The sequence below is a fragment of the Streptomyces sp. NPDC051740 genome (assembly GCF_044453165.1).
Lineage (GTDB): Bacteria > Actinomycetota > Actinomycetes > Streptomycetales > Streptomycetaceae > Streptomyces > Streptomyces atrovirens.
Genome location: NZ_JBITCL010000030.1, coordinates 1 through 15,341, shown reverse-complemented (window position 1 = coordinate 15,341; position 15,341 = coordinate 1). Strand labels below are relative to the sequence as shown.

Below are 15,341 nucleotides of genomic sequence, written 5' to 3'. Positions count from 1 at the left end.
GCCGCGTCCACGACCCGGCTGACGGTGAGGGACCGTCATATCGACTGATAATTACATTGCGTGATGGAAGGTACCGCTCCGTAATCAACGCGGTAAGGTCACCTTCAGACAACAAAAAGCCCGGCCCCCGAGATCTTGGCGGACAAAGGGACCGGGCCCAACAAACCCGACGCTGTCGGTGCTCCTGGCCGAGAAGACCCGGAGCCGTCAGTGCTCCTGATCAAAAGGATCCGGAGCCGTCAGTGCTCCCGATCGTACGAGAGTTACGCGCCGAAGCGCTAGCGGACTCGTCGACGCATCAGGAACAACGAGGGCGCATCGGGTGGAAAGGTATACCCGAAGTGCTGCACCACCAGTGCGGTCGCCGTGAAACGGCCGCCCACAACACGACGGACGTCATCCCTCTGCCTGGCTGGTCGAGGGCCTCAGGCGTGAACATTCCAGGCTGGTTCGATGCCATCGCACGTACAAGGACCCGCGCTGCCCACGCTGGTCGCGCGGGAGGCAGCGCGAGCACTCGGCACCGTGGGGCCGTCATGCCGGATCCGCGCACCGCACGCCGCGCCTCCGCGCTCCCGGTCCTCGCAGGAGGCACCCGGTGAGCACCACGTTCTTCCCTCGCGCCACCCGCCGGGGCGCTGCCGTGGACTGGGTGAAGTTCGACGCCGAACTCGCCCGCGACGGCAGCGTGGACCCCGTCGACAAAGCCCTGTACGCGGCCATCGGCTCGTTCGTCGACGCGGAGACCCGGGAGTCTCCGGAGACGACGGATCTGGATCCGAACAACATCCCGCCGTGGGTGCCCACCAGGAAGCGCCTGGCGGAGTGCATCGGGAAGTCGCTGGACACCCTCGACCGCGCGGCCAAGCGCCTGGAGGCGCGCGGCCTGCTCCGCGTCCACCGGCAGCCCGACCCCACCAACCCACGCCGGATACTGCCCAGCGAGTACGAACTCCTGGACCACCACATCTGGGATGAGCGGGCCGCCCAGCGTGCGGCAGAGCGGGCCGCCAGAAAGGCCGGTGGCCGGGAAACCCACGGCTCGGGGGGTGACCGCACCGGTGCGGCTACCCCTGGCCGCATGGGTGCGGCTACCCCTGGCCGCACCGGTGCGGCGGTAAAAGACATAGGAGAAGGTATTGAAGAAAGAACGGGAGAAGCAGCGCCTTCGGCGCGTAGCGCCGGTGGCGTGCGCAGCACTTCAACCTCAGGTGGTAGCGCGCGGGACGGGCGTAGCGGCTCCGCCGCGTCGGGCAAGGCGGGCTCGTCGTCGGGGAAAGGCGGAGAAGCCGGCGTGCCGGGTCAGCGGGGCGCGGCCGACGGCACAAGGCTGACCCGGGAGCAGACGGCGGCGGTACACGCCGTAGAAGCCCTGCTGCCGCAACTGTTGGTCGCCAAGCTGCCGTACGGGCACATCCCGCAGCGGAACCGAGCGGCCGTCCTGGAGGCCCTGGAGTCCCGCACGGTGAACCAGCTGCGGGAGCGGATCGCCCGCCGGTGGGTGGCCTACGGGTACGAGCCGGTTCTCCACGACGGCGAGCTGCGGTCGGCGGTCGGTGTCGCCCTGGAGCTGATCGCCCCGACGCCGTACTGCCCGGACCCGTCGTGCGAGGACGGCGTCATGATCGACACCGGCGAGGACTGCCGGGCCTGCTCGGAGCGCCGAAAGGCCCGCCGGGCGGCCCGCCTCACCGGGGAAACCCCGCCCACGGGCAGGAGCGGCGACCCGAAGGCCCCGGCACCCGAATGCGTTGACTGCGGCCGCCCACTCCCTGGAACCGCCCCCGCAGGCGGCGTGTGCCAGCGGTGCACTGACGAAGCCGCAGCCGCCTTCGCCGCCCTCGCGGCCAGCCTCTCCGGCCGGTCTCCGACACAGGAGGACGACGACACAACGAGGGAGCGCGAGATCCTGGAGCCGGAGGCGCAGCGCCGCCGGGCCCGCCGGGCGGCAGGGACGGCCCTGGCCGGCGAGGACACCGACGTCGAACAGACCGCTGCCGACGCGGCGGAAGACACCCGGCTGCGCGCGGAGCTGCTGGCCGCCAACCCCTGGATGGCCTGCTACACGCAGACCCCGGCTACCGCCCCAGGGGGCGCCCCGTTGTGACCCAAGAGTGGCGGACCACTCAGACCGCCTCGTAAATACCGAGATCAGAACGGGTCTGGAGGCGCCCCGCGTTTTTCAGGCCTTGGCCACCGCGACCTCGCGCACCCGGCCGGACAGTCCCCGTACCGCGCGCGTCTTGGCGTACGGCGTGAGTTCCTTGCGCATCGTGGTGAAGTGGTCGTCTCCCCGGACGGACGACACGTGCTCGTACTCGTCGAGGAACCGGCCCCACGACTCACACGACGCCTCGACGTGCCCGTACCGGAGCTGCCGCTGCGCCAGAAGCGCGTAGGCGTGGACGCGGCCCTGCCGTTCGTTGGCCGGCTGCACCCTGATGGACTGCTGCAGGGCGCTGATGCTGCCGGGCAGGTCGTTCTCCTCCAGCAGCACGTGGGAGACGTGGAAGAGGTAGGCGGTCCGGTCGTAGCCGCCGATCGCGTCGCGCCGGTTGTCGGCCTTCGCGAGCGCCGTCTCGGCTTCGCGAAGCCGGGTGTGGGCCTGGCGACGGTCCCCGACCATGCTCGCCGCGTGGGCCTGCTGTCCCCGCAGGAACGCCACCAGACGTGGCCCGGCCGACGGCGCGGCCTCGGCCGCGGAGTCCGCCAGCTCCAGCGCCGTCCGTCCGTGCCGCAGGTTCGACGCCTGGAGCGACATGCCGCGCAGCGTGCGGCAGTACGTGACGTGATCCTGCGCCTCATCAGCCAGCTTGAGCGCTTGGACGTAGTACTTCTGGCCCAGGCCATGGGCCTTCTCGTACATGGCCATCCACCCGGTGAGGTACGTCAGGTCCGACGCGGCGGCGAGCATGTCCTGCTTCACCGGTGCGGATGCCTGCGCCTTGAGCCACGGGCCTACGGTGTTGACGAGGAACGCGGCCGCCATGGGCCGGGCGTGGCCGGCGCCGAACTCGTCGAGGATGTCGGCGATGCGCTCCGTCATGGACCGTACCGACGCGACTTGGGATGCGCCGATGCGGGTGGTGGCCTTGCCCGGGGTGACCGGGTCACCGGCCGCCCGCGCCGTGTGCTGGAACGCGGGTACGGAGAGCGCTGCGGAGAACAGAGTGGCGGCCAGGACGCCGCGACGGGACGGGTCCATGTCCGCCCTTCCTAGGTCGATCAACTCCTCAACAGTGTCCACTGGTTGTGAGCCGTCAGTGGATACGGCGGGTTGCAGGCCGGCCTCCGCGTGAGTGACCGGCCGTCCCAAGCGAGCGGACAGCGCCTCCAGGATCAACGGCCTGACCTCGGGTTTCGGCGGGGTGCCGGCGATCCAGTGGGCGACTGCCGTTCGGTCGTACGAAAGATGCAGCCCAGCCTGCGGGCCGAGCCTGTTCACCTGCTGGGCAAGTTGCGTGCGCGTCCATCGGGCCTGTTCAAGCAGCCTGTCCAAGGCAGGGTTGGGCGTGCGTTTTCTCGTGGCCATGCCCTCAACTCCCGACAGCTCCATGGCGTTCACGGTGTTCACGGTCCCACCTGCCCTCAACGGTACACACGGACAGTGATCACGCGGTTACCTCTTACGAGTCAAGCACCGATCTCGGCCCTTGGGAGCAGGGGTGACCAGCGCACCATCACTGAGAAGAGACACCGCCACGACGGCAGACGACCTCTGTCGTGAGCGCCGACCCGAGCGTTCACGCCTGACCGATGACCGGGTGAGCGTGTCCTTCGAGGTCCGCCCGCCCCGGGCCGGGGACGGCATCCCCGAACAGGACGCCCTCCGCGTGCGGATGGCCCGGCGGGTGACCGCGGCCCGACTGCGGTACTGCGGCCTGGGACCGCTGGTCGACGACGCCCAGCTCATCGTCTCCGAGCTGGTCACCAACGCCATCCAGCACGGCGACGGTTCGCGCATCACCTTCACCATGACGGTCCGCGCCGGCTTCCTGCGCCTGGCCGTGCACGGCGGGACACCCGGCCGGCCGGTCGTCCGTGCCGCCGACGACGACGCCGAGCACGGCCGTGGCCTCTTCCTCGTCGACCACCTCGCCACCGCTCACGGCGGCACCTGGGGGAGCAGCGACGACGGAACCACTACCTGGTGCAACCTCGCCGTCCCCGGAGGCCGACCGTGACCACCCCCGGCGCCGGCCGGAGCTTCACCCCACCCCGCACCTCAGTGGACACCGTCCGTACTGCCCCGCCCCGTACGAGAAAGAACACCGTGCGCCCCGAACCGCCCCTGGTCCCCTTCGTCGTCCAGCGCGAAGGGGAGGAAGCCGCCCCCGACAACCTGATGTTGTCCCCGACAGGGCCGGGCCGCTACCGGCTGGGCTACGTCGACGAGGACCCCCGGGACCGGGACCTGCACGGCGTGCTGTGGGCCCGCTGCTCCTTCGGCGAGGTCGACGATCTCGGGAAACCGACGGGGCGGCCGCAGTGGCGGATGATGCACCCACTCCGGCAGCGGGGCACGATGCAGGCGCTGCGCTGCCAGGTCTGCGCCGAGCCCGCACGGACCCCGCTCGGCTACATCTTCCTCGCCGGCCCCGGCACGGTGGACCCGGACGACCCGATGATCCTCACGAACCAGCCGCCGGTGTGCCCCCGGCACGCGTCCGCCACCGCCGAGCTGTGCCCGCACCTCACCCACGAACCGACGGTGCTCCTGACGCGGAGCGCCCCCCTGTACGGCGTGAACGGCGTCGCCTACGGCTACGGCGACCAGGGCGTACAGGTCGTGAAGCGGCCGGACGGACCGATCCCGTACGGTCACCCACTCCTGCCGACCGTCCTCGCCTCCCAGATGGTCCGCCGCCTCAGCTCCTTCCGGGCCGTGGGCCTGGACGAACTGCTCTGGGAGCTGGAGCGCGCCCCATAGAGCCCCTGCCCGGCGGCCCGAATGTCCCCGGCCGGATCGGGGGCGCAGTCGTTGGGGAGCAGCGGATCGCGACCGTTGACGTTCGAGCTGTGAAGGAGGTGCGCTTTACGTCCCTCCCGCCCAACTGGGCGAACGCAAGGACGACTTCGAACGCGACCTACGCCAGGCCCTCACCGAGGTCGACTTCGACGGCGTCTTCGACGGACCCGTACGCACCGAAACCATCGTCGCCACGCGTCCCCGACCCCTCCTCAGCCACCCACCCCCACGCCCACCACCGACCGGTACCACGGAGCGGCGTCCTCCACCCACGCCAGCGGCGACGGCTCCGGGGAGTATCCGGCGACCCGCCAGATCTCGTCGCTCCGGTACCAGTGGTCGGTGGCGACCAGGGCGAACTGACGCTCGCTCACGGGAATCCGCGCGGCCCTCAGCCGCTCCAGGCACTCCTTCAAGGGCAGCTCCGCCGTCACGGCGGGCAGCACGTCGTACCGTGCCAGGGTGCGCAGCAGGTCCCCCACGCGCACCGGCCGGGGATGGCTCGCGTGCCAGATGCCACCGCGTCCGTCGGCCCGCCCGCCAGCCCCGGGAGCGAGCGCGAGGTGGGCGACGAGCCGTGCCAGGTCGTCCACGGCCACGGCGGACACCCGGCCGCGTCCGCCGTCCCACATCGCGGGAACAGCGCGCAGGCACTGGGCGAGCAGCGGCACGACCCAGCGGTCCCCCCTGCCGAGCACCAGTCCCGGACGCAGCACGGTGGCGCCCGCGGCCAGGGCGTGGGTCTCCCCCGCCAACCGGGTGCGACTGGCCGGGGACACGGGTGCGGGGACGACCTCGTTCACCCCGGTCCCCCGGTGCGGGCCAGGACCGTACACCGCCGCCGTCGACAGGTGCACGACGCGCCTCACACCGCCCCGGGCCGCCTCCCGCATCAGAGCGGCCGTCCCGTCGACGTTGACCGCGGCGCATTCGGACTCGTCCGGGCTGATGACGGCGGCCATGTGGAGGAGTACGTCGGCCCCCTCGCACACGCCGCGCAGCGTCCGGGGCTGCGCCATGTCCGCCCGGACCCACTCGTCGGCCGACCCGGCGTCCTCCGGCCGCCGTCTGCCGACCGCCCGGACGACCAGGCGTTCACCCGGGCCGGCGTCTTCCCCCGTGCGGTGCCCGGCGAGTTCGCGGAGCACCGCCGAGCCGATGAACCCGGTGGCGCCGGTCAGCACCACGCGCAGAGGTCTCATGCCGCCAGCCGCTGGGGGTCCACCGGGAACGAGAGCTTTGCCCCGGCCTGCGGGGTGGCGATGGCGGGAAGCAGGTAACGCCACATCGACACGAGGCGTTCCGGAAGATCGACACGTTCGGTGGAGACGTTGGAGAACACCTGGATGCCGCTGTAGGCGCCGACGAGCACGTTGGCGAACTCCGCCTCGTCGACGTCGGCCAGCAGCTCGCCCAGTTTCCGGGCCTCCCGCAGCAACTCGCGGAACTCGTTCACCCACTCCTGGTACGCCGTGTCGTCACGGGCCCCGAACTCACCCTGCTCGACGGCGAGCCGCACGCTGGCCCGGAACAGCACGTTGGTCTGCAGCTCGCGGGCGAGGAAGAAGGTGAGGTCGATCAGCTTCTGAAGGCCGGCCGTCTCCACGGAGAAGTGCACGAAATCCTGCTGGTGGGCCATCACGGCCTGCGCCAGGCTCCTCTTCGACTTGAAGTGGAAGTACATGCCGCCCTGGGTCACCTGGGCCCGGTTCATGATCTTGCTGATGCTGGCCCCGCTGTAACCGCACTCGTCGAAGATCTCCGCAGCCGCGTACAGGATCGTCTCCCGGGTCTTCACAGCCCGTTCCTGCTTCGGCTCAGCCATTTCAGTGCCTCGATCACTCTCGACAAAAAAAACGAACGCCCCTATTTTACAGGGCAACGCCTTCGGCCGGTAGGCAGAAGGCGCCCACTCACGCTGCTTCCGGGGGGATAGTCATGCTCATCACTGCGGAGAACCCTGCTGCTGCAAGACCGCTCCTGACCACCACCGTCGCCAAGGAGTACGTGCACCGCGCAGCCCTGGCGGAGGTGTTCCTCACGGAGTGGACGAAGGCGGGACCGGACTCGTTCACCGTGAGCGCCCAGTGGCCGCGCAGCCACAGCTTCTACGAGTGCGAGAACGGGCTCTACGACCCGCTGCTGCTCTGCGAGACCGTCCGCCAGACGTTCCCGCTGCTGGCCCACGTCGCCTACGACGTCCCCCTGGGCCACCAGCTGAGCTGGTCCCGCTTCCAGTACTCGGTCAACATGGACGCGATGGGCCTCGAGCTGAACCCGGCCGAGCTCGAACTGCACGTGACGTGCTCGGACATCCGCTTCTTCCGGTCGATCCCCGCGTCGATGTCCATGCACATCGAGGCGGTGCGCGGCGGTGCCCTCCTCGCGGTGGCGGACACGCACTTCGGCTGCCACTCCCCCGCCGTCTACCGGCGGCTGCGCGCCGGACGGGCCGGCGACTTCGGCGCCTTCCTGAACGCGCCGGCGGCGCCCCGGCCGGTCGAGCGGACCGCGGTGAACCGCCACCGGCTGCGGGACATCGTCCTGTCGCCCACCCAGCAGCAACACCGCTGGCAACTGCGCGTCGACACCGGACACCCGGTGCTCTTCGACCACCCCGTCGACCACGTGCCCGGAATGCTGCTCCTGGAATCCGTGCGCCAGGTGGCGCACGCCGTGCGGCCGTTCCCGGCCGGCGCGGCACCGGCGTCGATGGACGCGACCTTCAAGAAGTACGTCGAGTTCGACGAACCCTGCTGGATAGAGACCGCTCCGGCTGCCGAGACTGCCAAGACCACCGAGGCCGCACCGACGCGCGACGGACGCCAGACGGTCCGCGTCAACGCGTTCCAGGGAGAGGAACTGGCCTTCACCGCGACGACCGGGATGGTCGACACGGCGCCGTAACGAGCAACGGCCCGCCTTCGGGCGGGCCGTCCGCGGTTTCACCGCCACGATGCCGTGGCGCCACAGTGCCACGAAAAGAGTTCCAAGGGCTGAACCCAGTGTGCCACCACTGGGCTCACAGCCATGTGTGATGCCACCCGTCGAGCCGTCTGCCCGACGGGCGAAGGCCCGTCGGGATGCCACTCCCCAGGGCCCTCTTCGGTTCCGGACGAACCTCGAAGCCATGCCACGGCTTCGTCATGCCCCCTACCAGGAGACGTCCTCATGATGGAGCAAAGCCGCGGCATTGACCAGCCCTCTCAGCCCGCCTCCACGAGTACACGCCCTTTTGGGCAACTTTCCGCACCCCGCGAACCCGACCGGTCCCCGCTGCCCGACGGCCCCCTGCCCCCTTCTCACATGTACATACGACAACGGGTCAAGGTCCCGATGCGGCTGGTGGAGTCGCCCCACTACTCGGACGCCGCCCTCAGCGTCTACGTGAAGGTCAAGGCGCTGGCCCAGCGCCCCGAGGGATGTACTGCCGGGATCGCCACGCTCGCCTCCTACCTGCGGCTGTCCGAGTCGACCGTGCAACGCGGCCTGGCCCAGCTCCGCGCGGCCGGTCCCGACGGCCTCGTGGAGTTACCGGAGAGCCGGCGCAGATCCCTCCCCGGCGGATACGGGACGACGGCCCGCCGTCAGGTCAGGCCCATGACATCGAAGGAACGATTCGTCTGGCTGCCGGTGACCGCCAGCGAGTGCCTCCGCCCACGCCTGCTGCGCGCCTTCGCCGTGATCGCCTACGCCGTCGCACAGAAGCACCCGCTGACCTCCCGCGTGCTCGCCGAAGTCCTCCGCCACCATTCGGGACCCCGGGCGGGCCTGCCCCTCACCACGGGCGCCGTCACCCGCATCGTCGAGCAGTTGGACGCGTCGGGCTGGATCACCGTCCACCGCCGGGCCGGGGAGCACGGGCGGCACCTGTTCGGGGTCCACGACGGGCGCACCCCCGCCTCCCTTGATGACCGTTCAGGTACCCGGACTGGTGAGGGATCGCTCGCGTACAAGGAAGACCGGAGAACTGACCGACCCGATGACGACGCCGACCGCACCTCACCCGCCGTAGGCGAGAGACAGGTGGGTAAGAAGGCAGCCACCGCGGTCGCACCGCACAGCCGTCTCGCGCTGCGCGCGGGTGACACGAGTCCCTCCCCCGTACGCACCGTCCGCACCGGGCCCAGGCCCTACGCGGGGCCACAGCTGACCTTCAGCCCGCGGCTCCACTCCGTACTGGAACCCGTACGTTTCCTGCTCAAGGACCTGAACACCTACGTGCAGCGGCGGCTGGGGCGGGAGATCGCCCGGCAGCTCGACGAGGGCGCGGGCGTCGAACGCCTGCGGAGCCGTCTCACGCAGCGGCTCGCCGCGACCTTCGTCGAGGACATCCGCGATCCCGGACGCTGGCTGCTCGGTGTGGCCCTGCCCCGCTGGGGCTGCGCCGACCCGGACTGCGAGACCGGCACGCTCTGGTCGACCGGCCGACGCTGCCGTACCTGCCAGGAGACGATCGCGGACCGGTACGTCCCGTCACGGAACGCGGAAACCGCGCCCCTCCCGCCACCGTCCCCACCGAGCCGTTCCGCCGGTGGCCGACGGGACCGTCCGGACCGTCCGGCGTGGACGCCACCGAAGGCGTCGGGCCCCGTCGTGGTGGACCGCTGCCGGGGCCGTGACGGCACCTGTTCCCGCAGGGCCCCTCACGGTCTGTGCTGGAGATGCCGGGTGGAGGCTGTGGGCACCGTACCGACGACACCGGCTCAGGAGCCGGCACGGCTGGGGTTATCACGCCGTGATAACCCCAGCCGTGCCGCAGCCGTCCCTCATTTCCTGCTTGCCAGCACGGACTCCTGAGGCAGGTCCTCGCGGATCCTCTCGCCGGACACGTGCGGGAGGCCGTTGCCCGGCTCCAGAAGGTAGGCCGCCTTGACGACGCGCTTCTCCCGCCACAGGTGGAACATCGCGAGCCCCAGAATGGCCGTTCCGAGGAGATTGGCGACGAAGTGCCACCACACCCGGTACGTCGACAGCGCGACCCCCGGTTCGATCGCACCGAACCAGGTGGACAGACCGATGGCCCGGCTGGCGCCCAGCGCCACGGAGACGGTGAGCACGAGGTGCTCCACACCGTGGATGCCCTGCATCCACACACCCATCCTGGCCCACTTCCGGGACTTCAGCTCACCGCTGACCCGCCGCGTGATCTGCACGATGCCGACCAGGCCGGCCAGGAAGATGAGGTTGCCGATGAGGTGGAGCAGTTCCATGCCGAGCGCCGGCTTGGACGTGTCGACCTGACCCATCCCCTGGGCGAAACTGTTCGCCCACGGAGTCATCCAGGCCGGGGAGTACGGGTTGGCGATCCAGTAGATCGCCTGCGCCACGTGCTCCTGGAAGTGGCCGATCTGCCCGACGACTCCCAGGCCGATCAGCCCCACCGCCGTCCGGTACAACCAGGGCCGTACCGGTCCCCGGTTCGCATAGGCGAGCACGGCGACAGCCGCCCACATCGCCACTGCCCATCCGGTGAAGAAGAGAGCCCCCGCGGTGTCCACGGCGGACACGGGGTCACTCATCTCGTGCATTCCAGGCGTTCCGGGCTTGTGATCCATGTGATCCACAGGTGCTCCTTCAGCGACTCCGGACAGGTGTGGCACGGCGAGCAGTGCCGACCAGAACGCTAGAAATCCACGCCATACGTTCACCACTCCGAAGATGCGAGCTTTCCTGGAGTGGCTCTTGCACGGTGAAGACGACAGCGGACCGGCTGAGCTCGCTTCGCGTGCGGGACCGTGGGACGGTGCGGGCAGTGGACAGCACCAACGGGGCCGAGTCCCGGGTGGTTGCTCCCGTGACGTTTCAAGACAACAAGCGTGGCTGAGCGGTGTGGGCGGTGCAGGTGCTTCCACCCGTCGACTGTCATGTCACTCGTCCATGGGGTTGGCGTTCGGTGGTGCCGGTCAGGGATGGGCAGCGGACCGGGCTGACGAGGGACAGACACCGGGGCCGTTCGGTGGTGCGCGCCTCTTTGATAAGAGGGACGCCGAGCTTTAACCCTTTGACCTGCGGTTTTATCGAACCCATGTTGTCCTGGGGAGCACATTTGGGGTCTCGGAATGTCAACCTGGCGGACACGTTTGGGGTGGAAACTCAAGCTGTGGTTGATTCTTCCGGGAGCTCCGGAGGGATGACGATGTCGCAGGTCAGCGACGTGGACCTGCCTCCGGGAGCGCGGTCGGGAAGCGGGTCGATTCGAACGGAATGTGCTGCCATCGGGACACGGGAAATCAACCAATGCTTGACTCTCGGCGCAAACCGGCCGAGAAAATCAAGCCGTGTTTGACTTTTCAGCGGCAGGAACGAGTGGAGCCGCTCAAGGGCCCTCGCCCGGTGGGCCGTTGGCGCAAAAAACAACCACTGCTTGATATTTGGGCTAGTGTCTGGACCGCCTGAGTATCAAGGGAGGTCCTGTGACACCTGATCCGCCGGCACGACCGAGACCCCGCGTCGTCGCTGACGTTCCATCGGGCGACGAGGGCTTCGAGGACCTTCTCCAGGTCCTCGGAGAACAACTGGGAGAAGCGACGCAGAGCGCCGATCCTCGTGGCCGCCGAAAGCTCAAGAACGTCACCTTCGAGTACGAGCCCGACCACACGGCCGTCCACGACATGGCCGGTGACGCCGGCTACAGCCTGGCCTCGAACTGGTTCACCCAGCTCCTGGCCCAGCTCGCCGTGGCCAACTCCATCACCAAGTCCCAGCTGTGCGTCTTCCTCTACGTCGCCGGTGGCCAGCAGCACGGCACCGGCGTCACCCCGTACACACAGCAGGAGATCACCGACGGCCTCAACAAGCTCGCCGCCCAGAAGAACGGCAAGCGCATCACCCGTTCCACGGTCAACCGCGCGATCAAGGCCCTGGTCGGCTACCGGTGGATCGAACAGCTCGGCAACGGCATGATCCAGCTGAACGTCCGCCTGTGGTTCCAAGGCAACAGCACCGCCCAGCACGCCGTCCTGGAACAGATCGCCGTCCAGCACGACCGCGACCCCGAAGCCTTCCCCAACGGGATCGGCCCGGATCCCCAGCAGGAAGAACCGGACCTCGACCTCACCCAGCACCCGCCCTACGACATGGGGCGGCGCACCGGGTGATACACATCCACCTGACGCTGCGCCGCCCGGCAGGAAGAAGGGAAACCGATGGCTGAAGTCATGTCACCGGTCGTGTCCGAACGCATCTGGGCCCTGCCCGTCTCCGGAGCCACCGTGAAGTTCCTGCAGTACCTGCTCTACCGCTCCGACTTCGGCGGGCATCTTCCCGTACGCCAGAAGGACATGGCCCGTGAGTACCGGGTCACCCCCCAGGCCGTCAGCAACCTCATCGCCCCCCTGTGCGAGCTGAACATCGTCCTGCGCCCCAAGAACGAGGAAGGCAGCCGGGGCAAGGGCAACTCCTACCGCCTCCACCCCCTGGCAGCGAAGTACGCCAGCTCCCAGGACATGGAGGCCTCCTTCCGCGCCGCGATCTCGAACATCAAGGCCGGCGAGCTGCCCAACCTGAAACTTCCCGCCTACGCCGCTGTCCCGCCCACCGCAGACGGCCGCCCGAACCTACAGGTCGCCTGAGCACGAAAACCGGGGCCCCACCGACGTATCGGTGGGGCCCCGGTGCCTGAGCAAGAGATGGTTGCCCGCACTATACCCAGCCGGGGCTACAGCATGTCGGCGACGGGCAGCTGAGCCAGGGCCTCGGCGAGCTGACGCACGGTCACCGAGCCGGTTTCGGGCAGTCCTGCCTCCAGCCAGGCCTGACGGGCGGACTCCTTGTCACCCTCGGCCGCGGCCAGCACGTTCTCCTTCGCGCTGTGCTCGTGCACGGGGTCGGTGTCCGCACCGTAGTCGGCCAGGTGGACGACAGTGCGGACCTGCAACTTGGCGTTGGAGGCCATCTGCTCATTGAGGCGGTACACGCGCAGCCGGTGCCCCACCAGCGCCCGAGCACGCTCGATCATCGCCCGGCCCGCGTCCGTATCCCCACGGTCGGTCCGCAGGCGCTCCAACTCGCCGGAGGTGTTGCGGACGACCAGGAGCCCGCGGGTACTCGTGGACTCGATGCGCACGGAGAGCAGGGTCGCCGTGAACTGCTTCGCGGCGTCCAGGCGCTGGAGATCCTGCCCCACCGTGTCGGCGAGGGTGTAGAGGTGGACGGCCCGGGCCCGGACCTGCTCGGTCCAGGCAGCCTCCTCCCCCGGCGGACAGGGGCCGACGGCACGAGCGGCGGCGAGGGTCAGTTCGAGGTCACGAGGGTTCACCGCCTCATTCTCCTCATGCGCTCGCAGTACTGTCGCGGCCCTTGAAAACAGAGCAGCGTGGCTGGGACCGGAACGGGGTTGCCGGAGACACACGCGCACCTGATCGTTCGGGTGCCGGCACCGTCGTGGCTGACTTTCGGTGGTGCGGGCCCAAGAGGGGCAGGGAGTGCTGGAGGTCCCGGTCAAGGCGACTGCATGACTCCCAGGATCGGCTCAAGGAGAGCGAGTAGACACGGACCTGCACTTATAGAGAATAGAGAGGATCACGTTTCCGCAGGTCAGAGGGGGTGACAGAGCCTCAGAACATGACTCCCACGTCATTTTGGGGCTGCGGAAGTTGTGTGTGAAGTCAAGTTGCCCCGTATCCATTGCGACTTATCTGCGCAATCTCGCGATGGGCTTGCGGAACAGCCGCGAACATGACTCCGAAGTCATATTTAACGCACGCAACGCGCAGATAGGTCGCGTCGTTGCTATCTATCTGCGCAATCACTACTGTGCTCAGCGTCTAGGTTTCGATCTTGAGGAGCATGTAGCGCCATGTCCGCACAGCCTCATGGGGACCCCCGCCGGGTCCCCGGCACGTCCCCGCCCCGTGGGCCGAGCCCCAGCAGCCCGTACGCGGGCGCGCTCGGCCCCAGGAAGAACCTCGTCGAGCTGCCCGTCGGGCACACGGCACAGGTCAAGCCCCCGGTCACCGCAGGCGACTTCGTCGGCAAGTACTTCGCCCAGGACAGCCTGGAGTTCCTGCGCTGGGCCGCCAGGTACTTCAGGGACGACAACGTGACCCTGTGCGTGCTGCTCTACATGATGGGAAGCCAGGAAGTAGGAGGGGCCGTCGAGCTCAAGCAGGCCGAGATCGCCGCCGAGCTGGACATGGACCCGGCCCAGGTGTCACGGGCCCAGTCCAAGCTGAAGAGGCTGGGGCTGGCCTACTCCCCGAAGAAGGGGTCGATCCAGCTCCAGCCGGCGGTGACCCTGCGCGGAGGCTACCGACTGATCGAGAAGCCCGTCCGCGGGTCGGTGGCCAAGAGCGTCAAGGTCCAGGTGGAACAGTTGAGCCTGCTCAACGAGCTCGTACTCGACCCCGGCGTTCCGGAAGAGTTCAGAGGTATGGCCCTTCCAGGTGCGAAACTACCCGAACCATCGTCGAGGACGCGCAAGCGTAAGCGTACGGAGAAGAAGCCGGAGGCGTGAGGATGAGGACTGCAGCGTCTGCGAACCCGGAGCCGCCGGAGCTGACATACGGCACCTTCAACGGCTTCGCCTACATGCCCGCGATGCCGGGGATCGCCTACCGAGTGCTTTTCCGGCTCCTGGGGACCCAGGAGCCGGGAGGGCGCTGCCTGGTCACCGAAGAGGAGCTGGCCGAAGCCCTGGACGTACACCGCTCCATGGTGGGGCGGGGCCTACAGGCCCTGATCCTCGCCAAGCTGGTGTTCCGCCAGGCCAAGGGCATCTACCTCCTCAACCCGATGATCAGTGGCGCGCGCAGCGTCACCGAGCACCTGGAGGCCATCGGCACACTCGACCCCGCGGACCGTCTCGACGTCGACGACTACCAGGAGCGTTACGAGGCCTCCGTCGCCCAGGCCGAGCAGGAGAAGAAGGAGAAGCGTCTGGGCCGCAGGAGTTCCCCCGACCGCTCGAAGCCGACGAAGACGGTCCCCGAGGGAACCGCGGAGGTACTGAGCCTCTCGACAGCCCGTGACCGCTCACGGCGGAGGCCACCCCGCCCGTGACGCGACCGGCACACCATTGAGGCCCCCGCCGAAGCGGGGGCCTCAATGTGTCTAGGTTTCGGAAGACAGCCTACCTTCTCGCTCATGCCGGCACCACAGAAGATCCTGTCGCCGACGGCGGCACTTATCACGGCGTGATAATCCCGCCCGTGACATCACCCCTGGTGCTGTCCCTCGGATGCCGGCCTCCTCCCCGACCGGCACGACCCCCACTGGGCCGGCGAGTGGCCGGTCAGCGCACGAGGAGGTCGATCACGCCCGTCAGGTCTTCCTCACCGCTGCCCTCGGACAGGCGGCGGCGCATCAACGCGAAGTAGGGGGAGAGCAGTTCGGGGCTGACGCCCTGCTGCTCGGCGGTGCTCAGGAAGGT

The 15,341-nt window shown here is 68.9% G+C and carries 14 protein-coding genes and 1 pseudogene; 9 read left to right on the top strand and 6 right to left on the bottom strand.

All coding sequences use genetic code 11. The features are described 5' to 3' along the window. Positions 1-598: 598 nt before the first annotated feature. Positions 599-2,107: a hypothetical protein gene (locus tag ACIA6T_RS32470; protein ID WP_399450104.1), complete on the top strand. Its 1,509-nt coding sequence runs from the start codon at positions 599-601 to the stop codon at positions 2,105-2,107. 75 nt (positions 2,108-2,182) lie between these two features. Here ACIA6T_RS32470 and ACIA6T_RS32465 read toward each other — a convergent pair whose 3' ends face one another. Further along, the gene (locus ACIA6T_RS32465) at positions 2,183-3,532 is read right to left on the bottom strand and encodes a hypothetical protein (RefSeq protein WP_399450143.1); all 1,350 of its coding nucleotides are present in this window, start codon (positions 3,530-3,532) and stop codon (positions 2,183-2,185) included. Positions 3,533-3,764: 232 nt separating this feature from the next. Between ACIA6T_RS32465 and ACIA6T_RS32460 the strand changes: the two genes are divergently transcribed. After that, positions 3,765-4,184, top strand: a complete 420-nt coding sequence (locus ACIA6T_RS32460) for an ATP-binding protein (protein ID WP_399450102.1) — start codon at positions 3,765-3,767, stop codon at positions 4,182-4,184. An 89-nt stretch (positions 4,185-4,273) separates the two neighbouring features. After that, the gene (locus tag ACIA6T_RS32455) at positions 4,274-4,930 is read left to right on the top strand and encodes a hypothetical protein (protein WP_399450101.1); all 657 of its coding nucleotides are present in this window, start codon (positions 4,274-4,276) and stop codon (positions 4,928-4,930) included. Between the two features lie 251 nt (positions 4,931-5,181). On the opposite strand, the gene ACIA6T_RS32450 is transcribed toward ACIA6T_RS32455, so the two are convergent. Then, a complete protein-coding gene (locus ACIA6T_RS32450; RefSeq protein ID WP_399450100.1) occupies positions 5,182-6,171 on the bottom strand; it encodes an NAD-dependent epimerase/dehydratase family protein in 990 nt (329 codons plus the stop codon). Further along, positions 6,168-6,794 (bottom strand): ScbR family autoregulator-binding transcription factor, encoded by a 627-nt coding sequence (locus ACIA6T_RS32445; protein ID WP_399450099.1) that lies wholly within the window; start codon positions 6,792-6,794, stop codon positions 6,168-6,170. Before ACIA6T_RS32445 ends, ACIA6T_RS32450 begins: the two co-directional genes overlap by 4 nt. A gap of 113 nt (positions 6,795-6,907) precedes the next feature. Here ACIA6T_RS32445 and ACIA6T_RS32440 point away from each other — a divergent pair, with 113 nt between their 5' ends. Together ACIA6T_RS32440 and ACIA6T_RS32435 are read left to right on the top strand one after the other, a co-directional pair. Continuing rightward, entirely contained in the window at positions 6,908-7,876 is a 969-nt protein-coding gene (locus tag ACIA6T_RS32440; protein ID WP_399450098.1) for a ScbA/BarX family gamma-butyrolactone biosynthesis protein, read from the top strand. 399 nt (positions 7,877-8,275) lie between these two features. Beyond that, entirely contained in the window at positions 8,276-9,769 is a 1,494-nt protein-coding gene (locus tag ACIA6T_RS32435; protein ID WP_399450097.1) for a hypothetical protein, read from the top strand. Here the strand turns inward: ACIA6T_RS32435 and ACIA6T_RS32430 are convergent. Further along, positions 9,739-10,491, bottom strand: a complete 753-nt coding sequence (locus ACIA6T_RS32430; RefSeq protein ID WP_399450096.1) for a DUF6008 family protein — start codon at positions 10,489-10,491, stop codon at positions 9,739-9,741. The two genes, ACIA6T_RS32435 and ACIA6T_RS32430, sit on opposite strands and share 31 nt — an antisense overlap. Positions 10,492-11,385: 894 nt before the next feature. On the opposite strand from ACIA6T_RS32430, the gene ACIA6T_RS32425 reads away from it, so the two are divergent. Together ACIA6T_RS32425 and ACIA6T_RS32420 are read left to right on the top strand one after the other, a co-directional pair. After that, positions 11,386-12,069: a hypothetical protein gene (locus tag ACIA6T_RS32425; RefSeq protein ID WP_399450095.1), complete on the top strand. Its 684-nt coding sequence runs from the start codon at positions 11,386-11,388 to the stop codon at positions 12,067-12,069. A gap of 48 nt (positions 12,070-12,117) precedes the next feature. Continuing rightward, positions 12,118-12,543, top strand: coding sequence for a hypothetical protein (locus ACIA6T_RS32420; RefSeq protein ID WP_385046314.1), 426 nt, complete (start codon positions 12,118-12,120; stop codon positions 12,541-12,543). 86 nt (positions 12,544-12,629) lie between these two features. On the opposite strand, the gene ACIA6T_RS32415 is transcribed toward ACIA6T_RS32420, so the two are convergent. Further along, positions 12,630-13,229, bottom strand: coding sequence for a hypothetical protein (locus ACIA6T_RS32415; protein WP_399450094.1), 600 nt, complete (start codon positions 13,227-13,229; stop codon positions 12,630-12,632). Positions 13,230-13,769: 540 nt separating this feature from the next. Here ACIA6T_RS32415 and ACIA6T_RS32410 point away from each other — a divergent pair. Beyond that, positions 13,770-14,426, top strand: a complete 657-nt coding sequence (locus ACIA6T_RS32410) for a hypothetical protein (protein WP_399450093.1) — start codon at positions 13,770-13,772, stop codon at positions 14,424-14,426. Positions 14,427-14,428: 2 nt separating this feature from the next. Then, entirely contained in the window at positions 14,429-14,971 is a 543-nt protein-coding gene (locus tag ACIA6T_RS32405) for a hypothetical protein (protein ID WP_399450092.1), read from the top strand. 232 nt (positions 14,972-15,203) lie between these two features. Here ACIA6T_RS32405 and ACIA6T_RS32400 read toward each other — a convergent pair. After that, positions 15,204-15,341: pseudogene (locus ACIA6T_RS32400) on the bottom strand (NAD(P)-dependent oxidoreductase); the annotation flags it as partial.

What these genes read in the sequence shown, in the direction of transcription:
- ACIA6T_RS32405 (WP_399450092.1), top strand. Translation starts at nt 14,429, where the DNA reads ATGAGGACTGCAGCGTCTGCGAACCCGGAGCCGCCGGAGCTGACATAC.
- ACIA6T_RS32440 (WP_399450098.1), top strand. Translation starts at nt 6,908, where the DNA reads ATGCTCATCACTGCGGAGAACCCTGCTGCTGCAAGACCGCTCCTGACC.
- ACIA6T_RS32410 (WP_399450093.1), top strand. Translation starts at nt 13,770, where the DNA reads ATGTCCGCACAGCCTCATGGGGACCCCCGCCGGGTCCCCGGCACGTCC.
- ACIA6T_RS32445 (WP_399450099.1), bottom strand. Translation starts at nt 6,794, where the DNA reads ATGGCTGAGCCGAAGCAGGAACGGGCTGTGAAGACCCGGGAGACGATC.
- ACIA6T_RS32420 (WP_385046314.1), top strand. Translation starts at nt 12,118, where the DNA reads ATGGCTGAAGTCATGTCACCGGTCGTGTCCGAACGCATCTGGGCCCTG.
- ACIA6T_RS32465 (WP_399450143.1), bottom strand. Translation starts at nt 3,532, where the DNA reads ATGGCCACGAGAAAACGCACGCCCAACCCTGCCTTGGACAGGCTGCTT.
- ACIA6T_RS32435 (WP_399450097.1), top strand. Translation starts at nt 8,276, where the DNA reads ATGTACATACGACAACGGGTCAAGGTCCCGATGCGGCTGGTGGAGTCG.
- ACIA6T_RS32450 (WP_399450100.1), bottom strand. Translation starts at nt 6,171, where the DNA reads ATGAGACCTCTGCGCGTGGTGCTGACCGGCGCCACCGGGTTCATCGGC.
- ACIA6T_RS32430 (WP_399450096.1), bottom strand. Translation starts at nt 10,491, where the DNA reads ATGAGTGACCCCGTGTCCGCCGTGGACACCGCGGGGGCTCTCTTCTTC.